The 22902-nt window shown below is 72.2% G+C and carries 17 protein-coding genes; 12 read left to right on the top strand and 5 right to left on the bottom strand.

Going from position 1 to position 22902, the window contains the following annotated elements; genetic code table 11:
- The first annotated feature begins 183 nt into the window (after positions 1 to 183).
- A complete protein-coding gene (gene hflX / locus ABZ858_RS13215) occupies positions 184 to 1677 on the top strand; it encodes a GTPase HflX (RefSeq protein WP_361375980.1) in 1494 nt (497 codons plus the stop codon).
- Positions 1678 to 1772: 95 nt separating this feature from the next.
- Here hflX and ABZ858_RS13210 read toward each other — a convergent pair whose 3' ends face one another.
- Together ABZ858_RS13210 and ABZ858_RS13205 are read right to left on the bottom strand one after the other, a co-directional pair.
- Positions 1773 to 2990: a hypothetical protein gene (locus tag ABZ858_RS13210; RefSeq protein ID WP_361375977.1), complete on the bottom strand. Its 1218-nt coding sequence runs from the start codon at positions 2988 to 2990 to the stop codon at positions 1773 to 1775.
- A gap of 166 nt (positions 2991 to 3156) precedes the next feature.
- Positions 3157 to 4395, bottom strand: a complete 1239-nt coding sequence (locus tag ABZ858_RS13205; RefSeq protein WP_361375974.1) for a hypothetical protein — start codon at positions 4393 to 4395, stop codon at positions 3157 to 3159.
- 331 nt (positions 4396 to 4726) lie between these two features.
- Here ABZ858_RS13205 and ABZ858_RS13200 point away from each other — a divergent pair, with 331 nt between their 5' ends.
- From ABZ858_RS13200 to ABZ858_RS13185, 4 genes are all read left to right on the top strand, one after another.
- Complete coding sequence (locus ABZ858_RS13200; RefSeq protein WP_361375971.1) at positions 4727 to 6235, top strand: diaminobutyrate--2-oxoglutarate transaminase family protein; 1509 nt, start codon at positions 4727 to 4729, stop codon at positions 6233 to 6235.
- 72 nt (positions 6236 to 6307) lie between these two features.
- A complete protein-coding gene (locus ABZ858_RS13195; protein WP_361375968.1) occupies positions 6308 to 8287 on the top strand; it encodes an IucA/IucC family protein in 1980 nt (659 codons plus the stop codon).
- A gap of 35 nt (positions 8288 to 8322) precedes the next feature.
- Positions 8323 to 9096: a GNAT family N-acetyltransferase gene (locus ABZ858_RS13190; protein ID WP_361376182.1), complete on the top strand. Its 774-nt coding sequence runs from the start codon at positions 8323 to 8325 to the stop codon at positions 9094 to 9096.
- A 124-nt stretch (positions 9097 to 9220) separates the two neighbouring features.
- A complete protein-coding gene (locus ABZ858_RS13185; protein ID WP_361375965.1) occupies positions 9221 to 11209 on the top strand; it encodes an ATP-dependent DNA helicase in 1989 nt (662 codons plus the stop codon).
- A 148-nt stretch (positions 11210 to 11357) separates the two neighbouring features.
- On the opposite strand, the gene lexA is transcribed toward ABZ858_RS13185, so the two are convergent.
- The gene (lexA, locus tag ABZ858_RS13180; protein WP_361375962.1) at positions 11358 to 12137 is read right to left on the bottom strand and encodes a transcriptional repressor LexA; all 780 of its coding nucleotides are present in this window, start codon (positions 12135 to 12137) and stop codon (positions 11358 to 11360) included.
- Positions 12138 to 12744: 607 nt separating this feature from the next.
- Here lexA and nrdR point away from each other — a divergent pair.
- Positions 12745 to 13305, top strand: a complete 561-nt coding sequence (nrdR, locus tag ABZ858_RS13175; RefSeq protein ID WP_361375959.1) for a transcriptional regulator NrdR — start codon at positions 12745 to 12747, stop codon at positions 13303 to 13305.
- A gap of 160 nt (positions 13306 to 13465) precedes the next feature.
- Entirely contained in the window at positions 13466 to 16357 is a 2892-nt protein-coding gene (locus ABZ858_RS13170) for a vitamin B12-dependent ribonucleotide reductase (RefSeq protein ID WP_361375956.1), read from the top strand.
- Between the two features lie 88 nt (positions 16358 to 16445).
- Here ABZ858_RS13170 and ABZ858_RS13165 read toward each other — a convergent pair whose 3' ends face one another.
- Positions 16446 to 16979 (bottom strand): TerD family protein, encoded by a 534-nt coding sequence (locus ABZ858_RS13165; RefSeq protein WP_361375953.1) that lies wholly within the window; start codon positions 16977 to 16979, stop codon positions 16446 to 16448.
- Positions 16980 to 17136: 157 nt separating this feature from the next.
- On the opposite strand from ABZ858_RS13165, the gene ABZ858_RS13160 reads away from it, so the two are divergent.
- From ABZ858_RS13160 to ABZ858_RS13150, 3 genes are all read left to right on the top strand, one after another.
- Entirely contained in the window at positions 17137 to 17742 is a 606-nt protein-coding gene (locus ABZ858_RS13160) for a YdbC family protein (RefSeq protein ID WP_361375950.1), read from the top strand.
- Positions 17743 to 17804: 62 nt separating this feature from the next.
- A complete protein-coding gene (locus ABZ858_RS13155; RefSeq protein WP_361375948.1) occupies positions 17805 to 18464 on the top strand; it encodes a histidine phosphatase family protein in 660 nt (219 codons plus the stop codon).
- A 23-nt stretch (positions 18465 to 18487) separates the two neighbouring features.
- Positions 18488 to 19396 carry an ADP-ribosylglycohydrolase family protein gene (locus ABZ858_RS13150; RefSeq protein WP_361375945.1) on the top strand — a complete coding sequence of 303 codons (909 nt, stop codon included), beginning with the start codon at positions 18488 to 18490 and terminating at the stop codon, positions 19394 to 19396.
- Positions 19397 to 19735: 339 nt separating this feature from the next.
- On the opposite strand, the gene ABZ858_RS13145 is transcribed toward ABZ858_RS13150, so the two are convergent.
- Positions 19736 to 21286, bottom strand: a complete 1551-nt coding sequence (locus ABZ858_RS13145) for an MFS transporter (RefSeq protein ID WP_361375942.1) — start codon at positions 21284 to 21286, stop codon at positions 19736 to 19738.
- Between the two features lie 177 nt (positions 21287 to 21463).
- Here ABZ858_RS13145 and ABZ858_RS13140 point away from each other — a divergent pair, with 177 nt between their 5' ends.
- A complete protein-coding gene (locus ABZ858_RS13140) occupies positions 21464 to 22087 on the top strand; it encodes a TetR/AcrR family transcriptional regulator (RefSeq protein ID WP_361375938.1) in 624 nt (207 codons plus the stop codon).
- Positions 22088 to 22169: 82 nt separating this feature from the next.
- On the top strand, positions 22170 to 22871 hold the full coding sequence (locus tag ABZ858_RS13135) for a ribonuclease HII (protein ID WP_361375935.1): 702 nt from the start codon (positions 22170 to 22172) through the stop codon (positions 22869 to 22871).
- Positions 22872 to 22902: the final 31 nt, after the last annotated feature.

Genomic DNA, 22902 nt, shown 5'->3' with positions numbered 1-22902 from the left:
GGATAACGCGGTGCCGAGACGGGCCGTGCCGTGCGACCATCTGAGGGTCGGCACGGCACGGCACACGGGAATCTCCCGGCGCCCCCGTGTGTTGAGAGAGGTGACGGAAGGGCCGGCGCGTCCCGCCGGACTCCGCAGCCCCTCCGCCGGCGCACCACGGATTCCCATCGACGTAAGGACCCAATGACCTCCTCTTCTTCCTCTTCCCAGGCCACCAAGCGCCTCGCGCACCACCACCCCGAAGGTCTCCGGGCCGATGCCCTGATGGAAGAGGACGTCGCCTGGAGCCACGAGATCGACGGAGAGCGGGACGGCGACCAGTTCGACCGCTCCGAGCGCGCGGCCCTGCGCCGTGTCGCGGGCCTCTCCACCGAACTCGAGGACGTCACCGAGGTCGAGTACCGCCAGCTCCGCCTGGAGCGGGTCGTCCTCGTCGGCGTCTGGACCTCGGGGACCGTGCAGGACGCGGACAACTCCCTGGCCGAACTCGCCGCCCTCGCGGAGACCGCTGGCGCGGTCGTGCTCGACGGCGTGATCCAGCGCCGCGACAAGCCGGACGCGGCCACCTACATCGGCTCCGGCAAGGCCGACGAGCTGCGCGACATCGTCCTGGAGTCGGGCGCGGACACCGTCATCTGCGACGGTGAGCTGAGTCCGGGCCAGCTGATCCACCTGGAAGACGTCGTCAAGGTCAAGGTCATCGACCGTACGGCCCTGATCCTGGACATCTTCGCCCAGCACGCCAAGTCCCGGGAGGGCAAGGCGCAGGTCGCGCTCGCCCAGATGCAGTACATGCTGCCCAGGCTGCGCGGCTGGGGCCAGTCGCTGTCCCGGCAGATGGGCGGCGGCAAGGGCGGCGGCCTCGCCACCCGCGGTCCCGGTGAGACCAAGATCGAGACGGACCGGCGGCGGATCCGCGAGAAGATGGCGAAGATGCGCCGGGAGATCGCGGAGATGAAGACCGGCCGCGAGATCAAGCGCCAGGAGCGCCGCCGCAACAAGGTGCCCTCCGTCGCCATCGCCGGCTACACCAACGCCGGCAAGTCCTCCCTGCTCAACCGCCTCACCGGCGCGGGCGTCCTGGTCGAGAACGCGCTGTTCGCGACCCTGGACCCGACCGTGCGCCGGGCCGAGACCCCGAGCGGACGGCTGTACACGCTGGCCGACACCGTGGGCTTCGTCCGGCACCTGCCGCACCACCTGGTCGAGGCGTTCCGCTCCACCATGGAGGAGGTCGGCGACTCCGACCTGATCCTGCACGTGGTGGACGGCTCGCACCCGGCCCCGGAGGAGCAGCTCGCCGCCGTGCGCGAGGTGATCAGGGACGTCGGCGCCACCGACGTACCGGAGATCGTCGTCGTCAACAAGGCGGACGCGGCCGACCCGCTGGTGCTCCAGCGGCTGCTGCGCACCGAGAAGCACTCGATCGCGGTGTCGGCCCGTACCGGCCGGGGCATCGCCGAGCTGCTCGCGCTGATCGACGTCGAGTTGCCCCGGCCGTCCGTCGAGATCGAGGCGCTGGTGCCGTACACCCACGGCAAGCTGGTCGCCCGCGCCCACACCGAGGGCGAGGTGATCTCCGAGGAGCACACCGCGGAGGGCACCCTGCTCAAGGCCCGGGTGCACGAGGAGCTGGCCGCGGACCTGGCACCCTACGTGCCGGCGCCCGCGCTCTGACCCACCCGCCGAGCGCGGTACAGCGCGAGGGCCCGCCCCCTTCACCGGAAGGAGGCGGGCCCTCTCGCGCGCGTACGGCGGCAGGGATCGCGGGATCACCGACCGCCGTAGGTCCGGCTCATGTTCTGGTACAGCGCCTCGGCGACCGGGCCCAGCTGCGGGCCGGCGAGCCAGGTGTTGTCGGACGGGCCGATCGAGGTGTTCGACACCAGCTCGGTCTTGCCGCCCACCACCCGGAACCAGCCGCCGCCGGAGGAACCGCCGGTCATGGTGCAGCCGATCCGGTACATCGCCGGCAGCGCCGGGCTCAGCGACAGCCGGCCCGGCCGGTCCAGGCAGCGGAACATCTTCAGGCCGTCGTACGGCGGCGCGGCCGGGTAGCCCCAGGCGCCCATGGTGGTGACCTGGTTCGCCTGCGGCGCGGAGAAGTCCACGTCCAGCGCCCCGACGGTCTCCTCCAGCGACTTCGACCCGGACTCCGGCTTCACGTGCAGCACCGCGTAGTCGTACGGCGCGCCCGCGCCACCGGTCTCGGCGCCGCCCTGGATCCACTGGTTCGAGGTGGAGGCCCAGTCCGCCCACCAGGCGCCGAACGGGGCGACCTCGGCGGAGGTCGCGCCGCTGAGCTGGGAGGCGGACTTGCCGTAGTCGTTGTACGACGGCACGAAGGCGATGTTGCGGTACCAGCCCCCGGCCTGGCCGGCGTGCACGCAGTGGCCGGCCGTCCACACCAGATTGGACTTGCCCGGGTGGTTGACGTCCTTGACGACCGTGCCCGAGCACACCATCGGGCCCTCGGGGGAGTCGAAGAAGACCTTGCCGACCGGGGCCGCGTGCCGGTGGTACGGCGTCTTCTCGGCCTGGGCCCGCACGGGCCGCGGGGCCGGGTCGCTGACGCCCTGGTCGGCGGCGGCGTCCTTGGTGACCGTCTTGTTGGCCTCCTTGGCGGACTTCATCCGCTCGGGCTTCCACAGCCCCTTGATCACCGGGTTGACGAAGTCCTCGGCCGAGCTGAGCCACTTGTCCTTGTCCCAGTTCTTCCAGCCGCCGCTGGTCCACTGGTCGACGTCGATGCCGTGCGCCTTGAGCCTGCCGGCGATGTCGGCCGGGACGTGGACGCCACCGCTCCCGCCGCTGCCGCCGCCGGTCGCGGCCTGCGAGGCGGACGCGCCGGGCCTGCCGCTCGCGTCGTCCTTGCCCGAGCCGTCGCAGGCGGTCGCGGTGAGCGCCAGGGCCGCGACGAGCCCGGTGGCGGCGACGGCCGTGCGCCGGCGCCCGCGCCGGGGCGTGGGAGACGTACGTATGGAACGCATGATGCGATGAACCCCCGTTGGTTCGTGGGTGCGCCGCGCGCCGCGCCCGAGGGCCGCGCGCTCGTCTGTGCGCTGTGGATGTGTGCTGCGGGTGTGTGCCGTGGACGCGTGCTGCGGACCGGTCGACTCACCGGCTCGTCACCGCGTACGGCTCACTGCGTACGGCTCACTGCCCGGCGAACTTCTTGCTCACCGAGTCGTAGACGCCCTTGGCCACCGTGCCCAGCCGGGGACCGGCCAGCCAGCCCGCCGTCACCGGGCCGATCGAGGTGTTGGAGACCAGCGCCGGCTTGCCGTCCGAGCCGGTCTCGACCCAGCCGCCGCCGGAGGAACCACCGGTCATGGTGCAGCCGATGCGGTACATCGTCGGGTCGGACGCGGTGACCGACAGCCGTCCCGGCTTGTCCTGGCACTGGTAGAGCAACTGCCCGTCGTACGGCGGCGCGGCCGGGTAGCCGGTCGCGGTGATGCTCCGCACCTTCGGCACGGCCGGGGCGTTGAAGTCCACCGGCAGCGCCGAACCGACGGTCTCCTCCAGCGACTTGCCGCTGCCGCCCTTCTCCGGCGTCACATGGATGACGGCGTAGTCGTAACTGGCGCCCTGCCCGCCGGTCGCGCCGCCCTGCTCGATCCACTGGTCGGAGGTCTGCGCCCAGTCGCCCCACCACACCCCGTACGGGGCGACCTGGTCCTTGGTGGCGCCCTGCAACTGGGCGGTGCTGCGGCCCGCGTCGTTGTACGACGGCACGAAGGCGATGTTGCGGTACCAGCCGCCCTTCTTGCCGGCGTGCACGCAGTGGCCGGCCGTCCAGACCATGTTGGACTTGCCGGGGTGGGCCGGGTCCTCGACCACCGTCGCCGAGCAGACCATCGTGCCCTCGGGGGAGTCGAAGAAGACCTTGCCCGCCGTCGCCGCGTTGGTGTGGTACGTGGGCGACACCGCGCGGGCCCGCACCGGCGCCGGGGCCGGGTCGGTGACCCCCTGGTCACCGGAGATGTCGTTGGCGACGCCCTTGTCGGGGTCCTTGGCCCGGCGCATCCGGTCCGGGTTCCACAGGCCCTTGATGATCGGGTTGACGAAGTCGTCGGCCTCGCGCAGCCAGTCGTCCTTGTTCCAGTTCTTCCAGGCGCCGTTCTTCCACCTGTCGATGTCGATCCCGTGCGCCTTGAGCTTCTTGCGGATGTCCTCGGGGACCTTGACCGCGCCGTCGCCCGTGCCGTCCGTGTCGGCCGCGCCGGCCGAGGCGGAGGACTTGCCGTCCGCGTGCGTGTCGTCGCCCGAGTTGCAGCCGGTGGCCGTGAACGCCAGCGCGGAGACCAGGGCGACGGTGGCCGGCACGAGGAATGCCCGGCGGCGGGCGCTCCCTCCCCGGCGAGCGGTGGCGGACGGGCGTATGGGTCGCATGTTTCGACTCCCCCTGAAATGTACGTACTTGCCGGCACGGCCGTGCCCGCGCGCGGCCCGGACCGGGTTCACGCACGTCACGGCAGGTGGAACGGCATCACACACTATGCGCTCGCTGTGGGGGACCGCCGACGGAACGGCAACAGTTCCGTCACGGCAAGGATCTTGGGGCAACCCGTAACCGGACGGACCGTGCGCGGTTGTAGCGGTGGGGGGCCCGCTGTCCGTGTCCGGACGCCCCACGCCGTCAGCAGGGGCGGCCCGGCTCCCCGCGGCAGGTGTGCGGGGAGAGCGGGAGGACGTCCGTGGGAGAGCGGGAGGACAGGGAGCCGTGACCGTGACGGAGTCGGTGCCCGGCGGATGCGCGCCGGACGGGGCGCGTGCCCTGCACGAGGGGATCCTGCGCCGCCAGTCGGCGCGCGAGTCGGCGGCGCGCACCTACGCGCGCGCCCTGCCGATCGTGCCGGTACGGGCCCGCGGGCTGACCATCGAGGGCGCGGACGGCCGGCGCTACCTGGACTGCCTCTCGGGCGCGGGCACCCTGGCCCTCGGCCACAACCACCCCGTCGTCCTGGAGGCCGTCCGCCGGGTCCTGGACTCGGGCGCCCCGCTGCACGCCCTCGACCTCGCCACCCCCGTCAAGGACGCCTTCGTCACCGAGCTGTTCCGCACCCTGCCGCCGGGACTGGCCGGCCACGCGCGCGTGCAGTTCTGCGGCCCGGCCGGCACGGACGCGGTGGAGGCCGCGTTCAAGCTGGTCCGGACGGCCACCGGCCGCACCGGGATCATGGCGTTCACCGGCGCCTACCACGGCATGACCGCCGCCGCGCTGGCCGCCTCCGGGCACGCCTCGGACGTACGGGTCGCCCGGCTGCCCTACCCGCAGGACTACCGCTGCCCGTTCGGTGTCGGTGGCCCCCAGGGAGCCGAACTCGCGGCCCGCTGGACGCGGTCCGTGCTGGACGACCCCAAGTCGGGCGTCCCGCTGCCCGCCGCGATGATCGTCGAACCCGTGCAGGGCGAGGGCGGGGTGCTCCCCGCGCCGGACGACTGGATGCGGCGCATGCGGCGGCTCACCGCCGAGCGGTCCGTGCCGCTGATCGCCGACGAGGTCCAGACCGGGGTCGGCCGCACGGGCGCCTTCTGGGCGGTGGAGCACAGCGGGGTGACCCCGGACGTGATGGTGCTGTCGAAGGCCATCGGCGGCAGCCTGCCGCTGGCCGTCGTCGTCTACCGCGACGACCTCGACGTGTGGGAACCGGGCGCGCACGCGGGGACGTTCCGCGGCAACCAGCTCGCCATGGCGGCCGGCACCGCCACCCTGGCCCACGTCCGCGAGAACCGCCTCGCCGAACACGCCGCGGCCCTGGGCGCCCGCATGCTCTCCCGGCTGCGCGAACTGTCCGAGCGGTACCCCTGCGTCGGCGAGGCCAGGGGCCGCGGACTGATGCTCGGCCTGGAACTGGTCGATCCGGCGGGTGAGTCGAGCACATCGGGTGCATCGGGTGCATCGGGTGAGCCGGGGGAGTACGGGCGGGGCGGCGCGGAGGCGGCCGGGCGGGACGCCGTGGCGGCCCACGGGCAGCACGACAGCCAGGCGACCGCCTTCCTGCCGCAGGCCCGTACGCCCTTGCCCGCCGCGCCCGGACTCGCCGCCACCGTCCAGCGGGAATGCCTGCGCCGGGGCCTGATCGTCGAACTCGGCGGCCGCCACGCGAGTGTCGTACGCCTCCTGCCGCCGCTGACCCTCACCGACGAGCAGGCGGAGGCCGTACTGGACCGGCTGGCCGACGCGATCGCCGCGGCGGCCGCCGGACACCCGGCCGGAGCGCGGGCCTAGCGCCCTCGCCTTCCCCACCTCCCCACCTCCCCACCCCGACACCCCGACACCCCGACACCCCCAGGAACCCTCTTGAACACCACCCAGGAACCGCCGCACGGCACGGCCACCGACCTCCTGGAGCACCCCGACCCGCACACGGCCGCCCAGGCCGCCGGAGTGGAGAACCTCCTGCGCTGCTGGGTGCGCGAGACGGACACCGCCGACCCCGGGAACGGCACCCTCCGTATCCCCCTCCAGGCCACCGGAACGGCCCTGCTCGTCCCGGTCCACCACTGGTCACCCACCGGCTGGCACCGCTTCGGCCCACCGCGCCTGGCCGGCGCCCCGGAGTCCGCAGGCCCGGCCGACGCCGTCACGGTCGCCGCCCTGCTCGCCCGCGAAGCCGCCACGACGACCGCCGCCACGGCCGTGACCATCTCGACGGCGCCCGCCGCAGAGACGTCCACCACAGGGGCGCCCACCGCGGAAGCGTCCACCGCGGCGGCGCACGCCCCAGCGGCGCACGCCCCCGAAACGCCCACCTCAGAAACATCCCCCGCACCGGCACCGTCCTCCTGGACCGCCCCGCCCGTCGATCTCCTGGCCCGCGTCGCCGACTCCGTCCGGCGCACCGCCCTCTTCCTGAGCGACCGGCGCGAGGACCCGGCCGACGGGCCCGACCTCTTCCTCTCCGCGGAACAGGCCCTGGTGTTCGGCCACCCGCTGCATCCGGCCCCCAAGAGCCGCGAGGGCCTGTCGGAGGCCGAGGCCCGCCCGTACTCGCCCGAGACACGCGGTTCCTTCCCGCTGCACTGGATGGCGGTCGCCCCCGCCGTCCTCGCCACCGACTCCGCCTGGACCGAAGCCGGGCGGCCCGTCCCCGCCGCGCGGCTCACGGCCCGGCTCGCCGGAGCGGGACTGCCGCTGCCCGAGGGACACGCCGCCCTGCCGCTGCACCCGTGGCAGGCGCGCGAGGTCCGGCACCGCGCCGACACGGCGGCGCTGCTGGACGCCGGACTCCTGCGCGACCTCGGCCCGCACGGCCCCTCCTGGCACCCCACCTCCTCCGTGCGCACCGTCCACCGCACCGGCGCGCCCGCCATGCTCAAACTGTCGCTGGCCCTGCGCATCACCAACTCGCGCCGGGAGAACCTCCGCAAGGAACTGCACCGCGGTGTCGAGGTCCACCGCCTGCTGCGCGCCGGCCTCTCCCGGCGCTGGCGGGCCGCCCACCCCGGCTTCGACATCGTCCGCGACCCGGCCTGGCTGGCCGTCGACGACCAGGACGGCGCCCCCGTGCCCGGACTGGACGTGATGATCCGGCACAACCCGTTCGCCCCGGCCGACGACGTCTCCTGCGTCGCCGCCCTCGTCGCACCCCGCCCCCGCGCACAGGCGGAGCCGCGCACCCGGGCGGAGCGGTCCGGCCGTCCCGGCACCGGCCCGGCCCTGCGGTCCCGGCTCGCCGAGATCGTCACCGGCCTCGCCCAGCGCACCGGCCGGCCGAGCGGGGCCGTCGCCGCCGAGTGGTTCCTGCGCTACCTCGAACACGTGGTCCGCCCCGTGCTGTGGCTGGACGGCGAAGCGGGCATCGCCCTGGAAGCCCACCAGCAGAACACCCTGCTCCTGCTCGACGCGGACGGCTGGCCGGTAGGCGCCCGCTACCGCGACAACCAGGGCTACTACTTCCGCGCCTCCCGGCACGCGGAACTCGACGCCCTGCTGCCGGGCATCGGTGCACGCAGTGACACCTTCGTCCCCGACGAGGTCACGGACGAACGTTTCGCCTACTACCTCGCCCTGAACAACGTGTTCGGTCTCGTCGGCGCCTTCGGCTCCCAGCGGCTGGCCGACGAACGGGTGCTCCTGGCCGCCTTCCGCCGCTTCCTGCGCGAGGCCGCCACGGGTCCGGCCCGCACCCGCTCCCCCCTCCCGGCCCGCCTGCTGGACTCGCCGGTGCTGCGCTGCAAGGCCAACCTGCTGACCCGCCTGCACGGCCTCGACGAGCTGGTCGGCCCGGTCGACACCCAGTCCGTCTACGTCACCGTCACCAACCCCCTGTACGTCTGAGGGCCGACCGGCCCACCTTCCGAGAGGAGCGCGCCATACCTCCCGCCGACGCCGGCGCCGTCACGGACCCCGCCTCCACCGCCCCGGCCACCGCTGTCACGACCACGGCCGCCCTGGACACGGGCGGCGAGGACACCGACGCCGAGGACACCGACGCCGAGGACACCCTCGACCTGCACCTGCCCGACGACTTCGCCGCCCTCTTCGCGGAGCCCGGCCCCGGCCCCGCCGCCGGGGACGACCTCCTCGACGGCATCGACGACTGGGGTCCGACCCCCACCTCCGCCGGGGCGTTCCGACTGGCCCCCGTCCGGCTCGAACGCGACCTGTCCCTCGTCAGCCGCTGGATGAACGATCCGGCGGTCGCCGCGTTCTGGCAGCTGGACGGCGAGCAGAGCGTGACCCGGCAGCACCTGCGCGCGCAGCTGTCCGGGGACGGCCGCAGCGCCCCCTGCCTCGGGCTGCTCGACGGCACCCCGATGAGCTACTGGGAGATCTACCGGGCGGACCTCGACCCCCTGGCCCGGCACTACCCGGCCAGGCCGCACGACACCGGGATCCACCTCCTCATCGGCGCCCCCGGCGACCGGGGCCGGGGCCTCGGCGGCACCCTGCTCAGGGCCGCCGCCGACCTGATCCTCGACCGGCGCCCCGCCTGCGCCCGCGTCGTCGCGGAGCCCGACCTGCGCAACGCGGCCTCCATCGCCGCCTTCCTGACCGCCGGATTCCGGCTGTCGGCCGAGGTGGACCTGCCGGGCAAGCGCGCCGCCCTCATGCTCCGCGACCGCTGCGCGCGCGGCCTGCTGTGACCTGCCGCCACCGTCCCGCCCCGCATGGAGTCCGTGCCGCGCCCCAGGTCCCGGCCCCGGTCCTGGCCCCGGTCCCGGCCTTCCGTACTCGTTTGTCAGTGCCGGGCCGTAGGGTGGTCGCGCTATGACGAAGCCCTCACTCCCCGAACTCCTGCATGCCGCCGTCGCCGCCGTCGGCGGTACGGAGCGCCCCGGCCAGGTGACCATGGCCCAAGCCGTCGCGGACGCGATCGACGACGGCTCGCACCTGCTGGTCCAGGCCGGCACCGGTACCGGAAAGTCCCTCGGCTACCTCGTGCCCGCCCTCGCGCACGGGGACCGGGTCGTCGTGGCGACCGCCACGCTCGCCCTGCAGCGCCAGCTCGTCGAACGGGATCTGCCGCGCACCGTCGACGCCCTGCATCCGCTGCTGCGCCGCCGCCCGGAGTTCGCCATGCTCAAGGGCCGGTCGAACTACCTGTGCCTGCACCGCCTGCACGAGGGGGTCCCGCAGGACGAGGAGGAGGGCCTGTTCGACCAGTTCGAGGCGGCCGCGCCCACCAGCAAGCTCGGCCAGGACCTGCTGCGCATGCGCGACTGGGCGGACGAGACGGAGACCGGGGACCGCGACGACCTCACGCCGGGCGTGTCCGACCGTGCCTGGGCGCAGGTGTCGGTCTCCTCCCGGGAGTGCCTGGGCGCCTCGAAGTGCGCGTACGGCGCCGAGTGCTTCGCCGAGAACGCCCGGGAGCGCGCCAAGCTCGCCGAGGTCGTCGTCACCAACCACGCCCTGCTCGCCATCGACGCCATCGAAGGCGCCCCCGTCCTCCCGCAGCACGAGGTGCTGATCGTCGACGAGGCGCACGAACTGGTCTCCCGGGTCACCGGCGTCGCCACCGGCGAACTCACGCCCGGGCAGGTCAACCGCGCGGTGCGCCGCGCCGCGAAACTCGTCAACGAGAAGACCGCCGACCAGTTGCAGACCGCCGCCGAGGGCTTCGAGCGGCTGATGGAGCTGGCGCTGCCCGGCCGCCTGGAGGAGGTCCCCGAGGACCTCGGCTACGCGCTGCTGGCGCTGCGGGACGCCGCCCGCAATGTGATCTCCGGGATCGGCGCGACCCGTGACAAGTCGGTGCAGGACGAGGACGCGGTGCGCAAGCAGGCGCTGGCCTCCGTGGAGTCCGTGCACGGTGTGGCGGAGCGGATCACCAACGGCTCCGAGTGGGACGTCGTCTGGTACGAACGCCACGACCGCTTCGGCGCCTCCCTGCGCGTCGCCCCCATGTCCGTGTCGGGCCTGCTGCGGGAGAAGCTGTTCGCGGAGCGTTCCGTGGTGCTCACCTCCGCGACGCTCAAGCTCGGCGGCGACTTCAACGGCGTCGGCGCCTCGCTCGGCCTGGCCCCGGAGGGCACGGAGGGCGAGGACGTACCGCAGTGGAAGGGCGTGGACGTCGGCTCGCCCTTCGACTACCGCAAGCAGGGCATTCTCTACGTCGCCAAGCATCTGGCGCGGCCCGCGCGCGACGGCGACCGCGGGGACATGCTGGACGAGCTGACGGAGCTGATCCGGGCGGCGGGCGGCCGGACCCTCGGCCTCTTCTCGTCGATGCGGGCCGCCCAGCTCGCCGCGGAGGAGCTGCGCTCCCGCCTCCCCGAGTTCCCGGTGCTGCTCCAGGGCGAGGAGACGCTGGGCGAGCTGATCAAGAACTTCGCGGCCGACCCGAGGACGTGCCTGTTCGGCACGCTCTCCCTGTGGCAGGGCGTCGACGTGCCGGGCCCCAGCTGCCAGCTGGTCGTCATGGACAAGATCCCCTTCCCGCGCCCGGACGACCCGCTGATGAGCGCCCGCCAGAAGGCCGTCGAGGACGCCGGCGGCAACGGCTTCATGGCCGTCGCCGCGACCCACGCGGCCCTCCTGATGGCCCAGGGCGCCGGGCGTCTGGTCCGGGCCACGGGCGACCGGGGCGTGGTCGCCGTCCTGGACCCGCGCCTGGCCACCGCCCGCTACGGCAGCTATCTGAAGGCGTCGCTGCCGGACTTCTGGTACACCACCGACCGCGATCAGGTCCGCAGGTCGCTGACGGCCATCGACGCGGCGGCCCGGCAGGCGGAGGAGGAGCCGGCGGCCAGGTGAGCGGGGTGATCGGGGCTCACTGCCGGGCTTCGGCCACCCCTTCGCCGCCCGGCACCGGACAGCTCCGGACAGCATGGGGCCCCGGAACCGGCGCAGAGGTTCCGGGGCCCGATCGAGGGGCGGGTCGGCGGCCCGCCCGCGGCGGTGCTCAGACGCGCCGCAGGACGGCCACGACCTTGCCGAGGATGGTCGCGTCGTCACCGGGGATCGGCTCGTAGGCCGCGTTGTGCGGGAGCAGCCAGACATGGCCGTCCTCGCGCTTGAAGCGCTTGACGGTGGCCTCGCCGTCGATCATGGCGGCCACGATGTCGCCGTTCTCGGCGACCTGCTGGCGGCGGACCGTCACCCAGTCCCCGTCACAGATCGCGGCCTCGATCATCGAGTCGCCGACGACCTTCAGGACGAACAGCTCACCGTCACCGACCAGCTGCCGGGGGAGGGGGAAGACGTCCTCGACCGACTCCTCGGCGAGGATCGGGCCACCGGCGGCGATCCGCCCGACGAGCGGGACGTACGACGCGGCCGGCTTGCCCACAGTGTCCGTGGCCTGCAGGGTGCTGGACTGGTCCGAGCCGCGGACCTCGTAGGCGCGCGGGCGGTGCGGGTCGCGGCGCAGGAAGCCCTTGCGCTCCAGTGCCATCAGCTGGTGAGCCACCGAAGAGGTGCTCGACAGCCCCACGGCCTGGCCGATCTCCCGCATGGACGGCGGGTAGCCGCGCCGCTGGACCGAGTCCCTGATGACCTCGATCACCCGGCGCTGCCGGTCGGTGAGGCCCGAGCTGTCCGCCCGGATGCCTGGAGGTCGGCCCGGGAGGGAGCGCTTTTGCCCCTCGGGACTCGCGGCTTCGTTCATCGCATGCACCGGCTCGAATCGGCCCTGGAGGCGGTCCTGGGCAGTGATGGTCGCACTGTCTGCGGTGGTGGTCACGTCGTCGGCCCCTCTCGATGGTCTCCCTCCGGCACAACGGTAGTTGCTTTCGAAAGGTTGCGCCAAACACACGTTCGAGTGAAAAAGCGGGAATCGCCTGACTTGATCTTGTGAATGGGTGTATGGCTGACGTGGCGGCCGTCGGACAAAAGGGCCGATCGCTGTACTCTTCACCGCCGGGACGCGCCCCCGCGGGCGCCGCCCCGGTGTGCCACCGGCCGCATCGAGCCGCCCCGTCGGCCGAGTGCCGACCGCGAGCCGACCGAGTGCCGGTGCCGCCGGGCCGCGCAGTCCCGCCGCTCCTCCGCCCGGCGCTCACGGTAATCCCTGCCCGAGCCGGGCGGAACGGACGGGCACCGGCGTGTTCGCCGTGGTGTCCGCCACCCGTCCCGGGTCACGCTGTGTCGCCACGCCCGCACGACACGTGCGGGGCGCGGCGCGCGTACGAGCCGATCCCTACATGTAGTGGTTGGATGGCTACAGCAGCCCACAAGTTGTGTTCCCCCGGGTCTCCGGCCCTCCGGTCATCGCCTATGCTTGGGGCTGCTTCGCGGGACTCCTGAGGTCCGGCGAGGCCCATGAGTCTGCTGTGAGGAGGGTTGGAGCCATGCACTGCCCCTTCTGCAGGCACCCCGACAGCCGTGTCGTCGACAGTCGTACGACGGACGACGGCACGTCGATCCGCAGGCGCCGCCAGTGCCCCGACTGCTCCCGCCGGTTCACCACCGTCGAGACGTGTTCGCTCATGGTGGTCAAGCGGGCCGGAGTCACCGAGCCGTTCAGCCGTACCAAGGTCATCAACGGCGTGCGCAAGGCGTGCCAGGGGCGGCCGGTCACGGAGGACGCGCTCGCCCAGCTCGGCCAGCGGGTCGAGGAGGCCGTGCGGGCCAGCGGAAGCGCCGAGGTCGCCGCCCATGAGGTGGGGCTGGCCATACTCGGCCCCCTGAAGGAGCTGGACCTCGTCGCCTACCTGCGGTTCGCGTCCGTGTACCGGGCGTTCGACTCGCTGGAGGACTTCGAGTCCGCCATCGCGGAACTCAGGGAAGAGACGCGGCGCCCCGCCGCGGAGCGCGAGGACGGCGACGACGCCGTCACGGGGAACCAGGAAGACGATCGCGGACGCGGTGGGACGCCTGACGTCCCCGTGCCCGCGCGCGCCGCCGACTGATCGGCGGGCCGGTCCGGACCGCGGGTCCGGGCCGGCCCGGCGGCGGCGAGGAAGACGGCTGCGGGCGGCAGCGACCGGGATGCCCGCAGTACCAGACAGCACACCGTGTCCCCGGAACATCGGGGCACTTCAGGGCGTTTTGCCCGTACAGGGAGGCGGCATGACAGAGACGGCGAGCGGTCCGGCACGAGGTTCCCGCGCCAAGGGCGGCAAGGCGGGGAACAAGGGACTGCAGATCGAGCGCATCCACACCACCCCGGGCGTGCACCCGTACGACGAGGTGAGCTGGGAGCGCCGTGACGTCGTCATGACCAACTGGCGCGACGGCTCGGTCAACTTCGAGCAGCGTGGCGTCGAGTTCCCCGACTTCTGGTCGGTGAACGCGGTCAACATCGTCACCAGCAAGTACTTCCGCGGTGCCGTCGGCACCCCGCAGCGCGAGACCAGCCTCAAGCAGCTGATCGACCGCATCGTGAAGACGTACCGGAAGGCCGGTGAGGACTACAAGTACTTCGCCTCGCCCGCCGACGCCGAGATCTTCGAGCACGAGCTGGCGTACGCCCTCCTGCACCAGATCTTCAGCTTCAACAGCCCCGTCTGGTTCAACGTGGGCACCCCGCAGCCCCAGCAGGTCTCCGCCTGCTTCATCCTGTCCGTCGACGACTCCATGGAGTCGATCCTCGACTGGTACAAGGAAGAGGGCATGATCTTCAAGGGCGGCTCCGGCGCCGGCCTGAACCTCTCCCGCATCCGCTCCTCCAAGGAACTGCTCTCCTCCGGCGGCAACGCCTCCGGTCCCGTCTCCTTCATGCGCGGCGCCGACGCCTCGGCCGGCACCATCAAGTCCGGCGGTGCCACCCGCCGCGCCGCCAAGATGGTCATCCTCGACGTCGACCACCCCGACGTGGAGGACTTCATCGAGACCAAGGTCAAGGAGGAGGAGAAGATCCGCGCCCTGCGCGACGCGGGCTTCGACATGGACCTGGGCGGCGACGACATCACGTCCGTCCAGTACCAGAACGCCAACAACTCCGTCCGCGTGAACGACACGTTCATGAAGGCGGTCGAGCAGGGCGGCAAGTTCGGCCTGCGCGCCCGGATGACCGGCGAGGTCATCGAAGAGGTCGAGGCCAAGTCCCTCTTCCGCAAGATGGCCGAGGCCGCCTGGGCCTGCGCCGACCCGGGCATCCAGTACGACGACACCATCAACCACTGGCACACCTGCCCGGAGTCCGGCCGCATCAACGGCTCGAACCCGTGCAGCGAGTACATGCACCTGGACAACACGTCCTGCAACCTCGCCTCGCTGAACCTGATGAAGTTCCTCAAGGACGACGGCAAGGGCAGCCAGTCCTTCCAGTCCGAGCGCTTCGCCAAGGTCGTCGAGCTGGTCATCACCGCGATGGACATCTCGATCTGCTTCGCGGACTTCCCGACCCAGAAGATCGGCGAGAACACCCGCGCCTTCCGCCAGCTCGGCATCGGCTACGCCAACCTCGGCGCCCTGCTGATGGCGACCGGCCACGCCTACGACTCCGACGGCGGCCGCGCGCTCGCCGGTGCCATCACCTCCCTGATGACCGGCACCGCCTACAAGCGCTCCGCCGAGCTGGCCGCGGTCGTCGGCCCGTACGACGGCTACGCCCGCAACGCCCAGCCGCACCAGCGCGTCATGAAGCAGCACTCCGACGCCAACGCCACCGCCCACCGCATGGACGACCTGGACACCCCGGTGTGGGCCGCCGCCACCGAGGCATGGCAGGACGTGCTGCGCCTCGGCGAGAAGAACGGTTTCCGTAACTCCCAGGCGTCCGTCCTGGCGCCGACCGGCACCATCGGCCTGGCGATGTCCTGCGACACCACCGGTGTCGAGCCCGACCTCGCGCTGGTCAAGTTCAAGAAGCTGGTCGGCGGCGGCTCGATGCAGATCGTCAACGGCACCGTCCCGCAGGCCCTGCGCCGCCTGGGCTACCAGGAGGAGCAGATCGAGGCGATCGTCGCCCACATCGCCGAGAACGGCAATGTGATCGACGCCCCCGGTCTCAAGCAGGAGCACTACGAGGTGTTCGACTGCGCCATGGGCGAGCGCACCATCTCCCCGATGGGCCACGTCCGCATGATGGCCGCGATCCAGCCCTGGATCTCCGGCGCGATCTCCAAGACGGTCAACATGCCGGAGACGGCGTCCGTCGAGGAGGTCGAGGAGATCTACTACGAGGCGTGGAAGCTGGGCGTCAAGGCGCTCGCGATCTACCGCGACAACTGCAAGGTCGGCCAGCCGCTCTCCGCCAAGACCAAGGACTCCGAGAAGAAGCCCGCGGCCGCCGAGGAGAAGCAGCAGCCCAAGGTCGAGAAGGTCGTCGAGTACCGCCCGGTCCGCAAGCGTCTCCCGAAGGGCCGGCCCGGCATCACGACCTCCTTCACCGTCGGCGGCGCTGAGGGCTACATGACCGCCAACTCCTACCCGGACGACGGTCTCGGCGAGGTCTTCCTCAAGATGTCCAAGCAGGGCTCGACCCTCGCGGGCATGATGGACGCCTTCTCCATCGCGGTCTCCGTCGGCCTCCAGTACGGCGTGCCGCTGGAGACGTACGTCTCGAAGTTCACCAACATGCGCTTCGAGCCGGCCGGCATGACCGACGACCCGGACGTGCGGATGGCGCAGTCGATCGTCGACTACATCTTCCGCCGCCTGGCGCTGGACTTCCTGCCCTTCGAGACGCGCTCCGCGCTCGGCATCCACTCCGCCGAGGAGCGCCAGCGCCACCTGGAGACCGGTTCGTACGAGCCGATCGACGAGGACGTCGACGTGGAGGGCCTGGCCCAGTCCGCGCCGCGGCAGACCGACCTGAAGGCCGTCGCCACCCCGAAGGCCGAGACCGAGGCGGCCGCGCCCGCCCCGAAGCAGGCGCACACCAGCGCCGAGCTGGTCGAGATGCAGCTGGGCATCCAGGCCGACGCCCCGCTCTGCTTCTCCTGCGGCACCAAGATGCAGCGCGCCGGCTCGTGCTACATCTGCGAGGGCTGCGGCTCGACGAGCGGCTGCAGCTGACCTGACGGCCGTGCCGTGAGGTGAAAGGCTGACAGGTAAGGGGCGCCGGCCATGGCCGGCGCCCCTTACCTGTTTCCCACGTCTGCGGTCACGGCCGGTGCGCGCGGCCCATCACGCCGGTGAAGTCCGCCGGGTCGCCCTCGAAGCCGTGGACGCCGGAGCGGAACTGCCAGCTCCCGGACTCGTCCCGGGCGAACTCGGCGACGGCGGCCGCGGTCGCCCGCGGTACACCGCCGAAGTCGTCCTCGGCCAGCACGGTGTACCCCTCGCGGATGCGCAGCCCCGGATCGAGCACGCCCGCGAAGGGGCGGTGCCCGGCGGCCTGCTGGACGACCACACCGATCACCACGCGCGCGTACCGCTCGGAGAGCCGGTCCAGCTCCAGCGTCATGACCTCGTCCCAGCCGAAGCCCTTGCCGTCCGTGCTGTCCCGGTTCAGATAGATCGTGCCGTCGGGCGAGCGGCTGTCGAAGTGCACCAGGTAGTCCGGCGCGCCGTACGGATCGCCCGCCAGGTAGGTGCCCGCCACGATGTCCAGATCGGTGGGCGGCTGCCCCGTCGGACTGGGGTCCCACTTCAGTGCGACCTCGACCTTGCGGATCCCTTTGCTGAGCCCGCTCAACGGACCTCCCCTTCCCCGTCCTCACGCGCCCTCGTCTGTCCCAACCACCGGATGGGGAGCGCTCGTTGTCCATCGTGCCACGCGCGCGCGGACCCCTGCGCGGGCGCTGTCCCCAGGAAAGTGACCGACGCCACGCCGAGGGCCGTACGATGGCGCGGTGCTGGTCAAGTGGATTCGCTGCACCGTGGTGGACCGCCGCGGCTTCGAGCGGGGGCAGCGGAAGTGGGCGGGGCTTCTGGGGGAGCCGGGGTTTCGGGGACAGGGGGGTGGCTGGAGCCGCGGCCGGCAGGGCGTGGCCCATGTGTTCGCCTTCTGGGAGAGCCGCGCCTTCTACGACTCCTTCATGGCCCGCTCGCACGACCGGCTGGCGGCCGCCCAGGCCGGCACGTTCAAGGACGCCAGGGTACGGCTCTTCGATCACCGCTTCGACGTGAAGACGGGCTTCCAGCCGCGCTTCACCGACGCGGATCTGGTGCGGGTGGCGCTGTGCCGGGTGCACGCGGAGCACGCCGAGCACTTCACGCTGATGCAGGAGAAGGTGTGGAACCCGGCGATGGCCGGTTCGCCCGGCATGGTCCGCGGCCTGTTCGGCGAGGCGCCGGGCGACGAGTTCCTGGTCCTGTCGATGTGGCAGTCCTCCGCCGAGCACGGCAAGTACCGCACCGAGCGGGTGGAGCGGCTCGCCCTGCGCGCCCGCACCGAGTCCGACGTCGCCGCCTTGACCGGCGCCCTCGTGGACCTGGAGCCCACCTGGACCGTGTGACCTACGCCGTACGGGGGCCGCTCGAGTCTTCGATCGGACGTCACCCGATCTAGTGTTTTGGCATGGCACGACCACGGCGCATCGTTCTTGTCCGGCACGGCGAGTCGACGGGCAACACCGACGACTCCGTCTACGAGCGGGAGCCCGACCACGCTCTGGCCCTGACCGAGCGGGGCCGCCGGGAGGCCGAGGCGACCGGCAAGGAACTGCGCGACCTGTTCGGCCGGGAACGCGTGAGCGTGTACGTCTCCCCCTACCGCCGCACCCACGAGACCCTCCAGCACTTCCACCTCGACCCCGATCTCATACGGGTACGCGAGGAGCCCCGGCTGCGCGAGCAGGACTGGGGGAACTGGCAGGACCGTGACGACGTACGCCTCCAGAAGGCGTACCGGGACGCCTACGGGCACTTCTTCTACCGGTTCGCCCAGGGGGAGTCCGGCGCCGACGTCTACGACCGGGTCGGCGGCTTCCTGGAGAGCCTCTTCCGCAGCTTCGAGGCCCCCGACCACCCGCCGAACGTGCTCCTGGTGACCCACGGCCTGGCCATGCGGCTGTTCTGCATGCGCTGGTTCCACTGGACGGTCGCGGAATTCGAGTGCCTGTCCAACCCCGGGAACGCCGAGATGCGGATGCTCGTCCTCGGGGACGACGACAGATACGCCATGGACCGGCCGTTCAAGCGCTGGCGCGACCCGGCGCCGTTCGGGACCATCGGATGACCACTGGATAGAGTGACCCAGCGATGACCTCTGACTTCTCTCCCGGCGGGCGCCTGGAACGCGCCCTGGCCGCCGCCCGCGGACTCGCGGTGGGCGACGCGCTCGGCTCCCAGTTCTTCGTACCGGCGAACTACCCCCTCCTCAAGCGCCGCGAGCTGCCGCCCGGCCCGTGGCAGTGGACCGACGACACCGAGATGGCCTGCTCCGTGGTCGCCGTCCTCGCCGCCCACCACCGCATCGACCAGGACGCGCTGGCCCGGTCCTTCGCCCATCACCACGACTTCGACCGGGGCTACGGCCCCGCGGTCAACCGCTTGCTGCGCCTCGTCCGGGAGGGCGGGGACTGGCGGGAGCTGGCCGCCGCGCTCTTCAACGGCCGGGGCTCCTGGGGCAACGGCGCCGCGATGCGGATCGCGCCCCTGGGCGCCTGGTACGCGGACGACCCCGAGCAGGCCACGCATCAGGCGGAGATCTCGGCCTACCCCACCCACCAGCACCGCGAGGCCGTCGTGGGGGCCATGGCCGTCGCCGCGGCCGCCGCCCTGGTCGCCGCCCCCGGCGGTCCGCCGAGCGCCGGGGCGCTGCTCGACGGCGTGATCGCCCTCGTACCGGGCCGCAGCGCGGTCGGGGCCGGGCTGCGCCGCGCCCGGGGCATGCTCGACTACGGCGACGCGACCACCGTCGCGGCGGTCCTGGGCTGCGGACGGCGGACGAGCGCCCATGACACCGTGCCCTTCGCGCTCTGGTCGGCCGCCCGGTCCCTCGGTGACTTCGAGGGCGCCTTCTGGAGGACCGCCCAGGTCGGCGGTGACGTGGACACCACCTGCGCCATCGTGGGCGGCGTCCTGGCCGCCGGGGAGGCGGGCGCGCCACCGGCCGAGTGGGTTCGCGACACGGAGGCGCTGCCCGACTGGGTGCCGCTGCCGGCCTGAGCCGTGCGAACTGTCCGTGTCCGCCGGGAACTCTGCGTGACCGGAGCCCGTTGTGCTGGTGTCGGTCCGTCGCCGCCGGGGCGGGGGCCGGTGGTGACGGGCGGGGGACTCGGAGGTGGGTGGGACATGAGAGGGCGGGAGTGGACTGTACTCGCTGTGCTGCCGGCGGTGGTGGTCGTGGCCGCCCTGGCGGCGGCGGTGGCCGGGTTCCGGCCCAGTGGCGGAGCTTTCCTGGCCGGTGGTGGGCGGCGGCGGTGCGCGGGTCGGCCGGGCGGTCGCGGACGCCTTCCCGTGGCGTTCGGCGGTGCGTGGTTCCGGTCGGCCCGCGCGGTGCCGTCGTCAGCCGATCCCCGGGCCCGCCGTTCCGGCCAGGGCCGCCAGATCGCTCTTGCGGACGCGGATGACCAGCCAGGCGGTCACCAGGCCGAGCAGGGCCATCGCGGCGGCCGGGACGAAGGCGGTCGAGATCCCGTGGGCCAGCACCTCGTGCCCCCAGGGCGCGGGCAGCTGACGGGACCTGGCGAACTGCGCCTTCTGTTCCGCGGACCCCTCGGTGAGGAACTTCGGCAGCTGCTTCTTCGCCTCGTCCTTGGTGGCCGAGCCGAACACCGTGGTCAGGATCGACAGCCCCAGCGAGCCGCCCACCTGCTGCGTGGCGTTCAGCAGCCCGGAGGCGGCGCCCGCCTCGTGCGGGGCGACACCCGAGACGGCGGTGACCGTCACGGTGACGAAGTTCAGCCCCATCCCGAAACCGAACACCAGCATCGGCCCGAGCACGCCCCCGGGGTAGGAGCTGTCCGGGCTGATGAAGGTCAGCCAGAAGAGTCCGGTCACCGCCAGGGCCGAGCCGGTGACCATGAACGGCTTGGGGCCGAGCGCGGGGAGGAACCGCTGCGACAGCCCCGCACCCGCCGCGATCGCGGCGGTCACCGGAAGGAAGGCCAGTCCCGCCTTGATCGGGCTGTAGCCCAGGACGTTCTGCACGAACAGCACGATGTAGAAGAACACCCCGAACATCGCCGCGGCCAGGCTCAGCATGATGACGTACGTGCCCGACCGGTTGCGGTCGGCGAACATGCGCAGCGGTGTGATCGGCTCCTTGGCGCGCCGCTCGATGAGGACGAAGGCCGCCAGCAGGACGACCGCCGCCGCGAAGGACCCGAGCGTGAGACCGTCCCGCCAGCCGTTCTCGGAGGCGCGGATGAAGCCGTAGACGAGAGCGGCCATGCCCACCGTCGAGGTCAGCGCGCCGGAGATGTCGAAGCGTCCCGGGTGCCGCTCGGACTCGTTGATGTACAACGGCGTGACCAGGGCGATCAGCACTCCGATGGGCACGTTGACGAAGAGCACCCAGCGCCAGTCGAGCCACTCGGTGAGCATGCCGCCGGCGAGGAGTCCGATGGCGCCGCCACCGGCGGAGACGGCGGCGAACACTCCGAAGGCCCGGTTGCGCTCGGGGCCTTCGGGGAAGGTCGTCGTGATCAGCGCCAGCGAGGCCGGCGAGGCGATCGCGCCGCCCACCCCTTGCAGGGCGCGCGCGGTCAGCAACTGCCAGGGCTCCTGGGAGACCCCGCCGAGCAGCGAGGCGAAGGTGAACAGCAGGATGCCCGTCATGAAGACCCGGCGGCGGCCGAGGATGTCACCGGCCCGGGCGCCCAGGAGCAGCAGACCGCCGAAGGTGAGCGTGTAGGCGCTGACGACCCAGGTGAGGTCGGTGGTGCTGAAGTCGAGCGCGTCTTGAATGTGCGGGAGCGCGATGTTCACAATCGTCGCGTCGAGTACCACCATCAGTTGGCAGGCCGCGATGACGGTGAGCGCGAGTCCGGGATGTCCCGCCCGGCGGGCCGCCCCCGGTTCCTGGTTCTGGATCACTTGAGAGGTTGTCGCCATGGGTCCCCCACGCCAGCTTTAGTGAACGGTTCCGTTCACTGCCGGGCCAACGGTAGTGAGTCCCCGCTAGTGAACGCAAGCGTTCACTCGGTGGCTCCGTCACGCGGCGCGTCCCCCCCCGCCGCCGTTCGGCCTCCCACCCCGAAGAATCCGCTCCCTGCTCGCTGGAGGCGACAGATGGTTACCTCGCGCCGGGCGGACGCCCCCGCCCGGACGGCTTCCCCCCGTCGGCGCGGCGCCGTGCTCGAACGTGCGATCCTCGATGCCGCGCTGGACCAACTCGGCACGGTCGGCTGGAAGGGCCTCACCATGGAAGGCGTGGCGGCCGGCGCCCAGACGGGCAAGGCCGCCGTCTACCGCCGCTGGCCCACCAAGGAGGACCTCGTCGCGGACGCCCTGCAGACCGGACTGCCGCCCGTCGGAGGCGTCCCGGACCGCGGAAGCGTGCGCGAGGACCTGCTCGCGCTGTGCCTGCGGGCCCGCGAGGCGATGTTCTCGCGCCCCGGCACCGCCCTGCAGGCCGTGGTTCACGAATGCGACGCGACCCAGGTGGAGCGCTTCCATGGAGTGATCTTCGACGCCGTCGTGGAGCCGACCATCAGGCTGCTCCGCGAAGTCGTCACACGAGGGATAAGGCGGGGCGAGGTGCGGCCGGACGCGGCCAACGGCTATGTCTTCGACGCCATCCCGGCGATGATGATGTACCGCTCGAAGATGTGCACGAGCGAATGGACGGACCAGGATCTGGAAGAGATGATCGACCAGTTGATGATGCCGCTGCTGCGCCCGGCCGCGCCCTGACCGCCGCGCCCCACGGGGCACCGGGAACGCCGGGGGACCGGGGTGTCACAGCCGGATCCCGGCGGCGTAGGCTGAGGGCGCCATGCCGTACGAACCACCCACTCACACCGTCGAGCGCTCCCTGCGCGCCACGACCGGAGCCAAGGTCATCGCCGGTGTCGACGAGGTGGGGCGCGGCGCCTGGGCCGGCCCCGTCACCGTCTGCGCGGCGGTCACCGGACTGCGCCGGCCCCCCATGGGCCTCACCGACTCCAAACTGCTCACCGTCAAGCGGCGCACCGAGATGGCCGCGGAACTGCGGCAGTGGGTGACGGCGTACGCCCTCGGGCACGCCTCGCCGGAGGAGATCGACGGCCGCGGGATGACCGCGGCGCTGCGGCTCGCGGCGATGCGTGCCCTGGAGGCGCTGCCGGTCCGCCCGGACGCGGTCATCCTCGACGGCAAGCACGACTATCTCGGCGCCCCCTGGACGGTCCGCACGGTGATCAAGGGCGACCAGTCGTGCGTGGCTGTCGCGGCGGCCTCGGTGATCGCCAAGGTCTATCGCGACAAAATGATGGCCGAACTGGGCCTCGACCATGCAGACTTCGGTTTTGCGGCCAATGCCGGATACCCGTCACCCGTGCACAAGGCCGCGCTGGAGGAGCGGGGGCCCACCCCGTACCACCGGCTGTCGTGGGCGTATCTTGATGCGCTGCCGCGCTGGCGGCACCTCAAGAAGACCCGTGTCTGGATGGACGGAGGCGTTCCGGAGATCGAGGGCCAACTCGGCTTCGACTTCTGACGACTCCGCCCGCCCCGATGTGCCACCCGCC

The sequence above is a fragment of the Streptomyces sp. NPDC047017 genome, assembly GCF_040644175.1.
Taxonomy (GTDB): Bacteria; Actinomycetota; Actinomycetes; order Streptomycetales; family Streptomycetaceae; genus Streptomyces.
The sequence above is the reverse complement of the archived record's forward strand: the minus strand, read 5'-3'. Positions and strand labels throughout refer to the sequence as shown.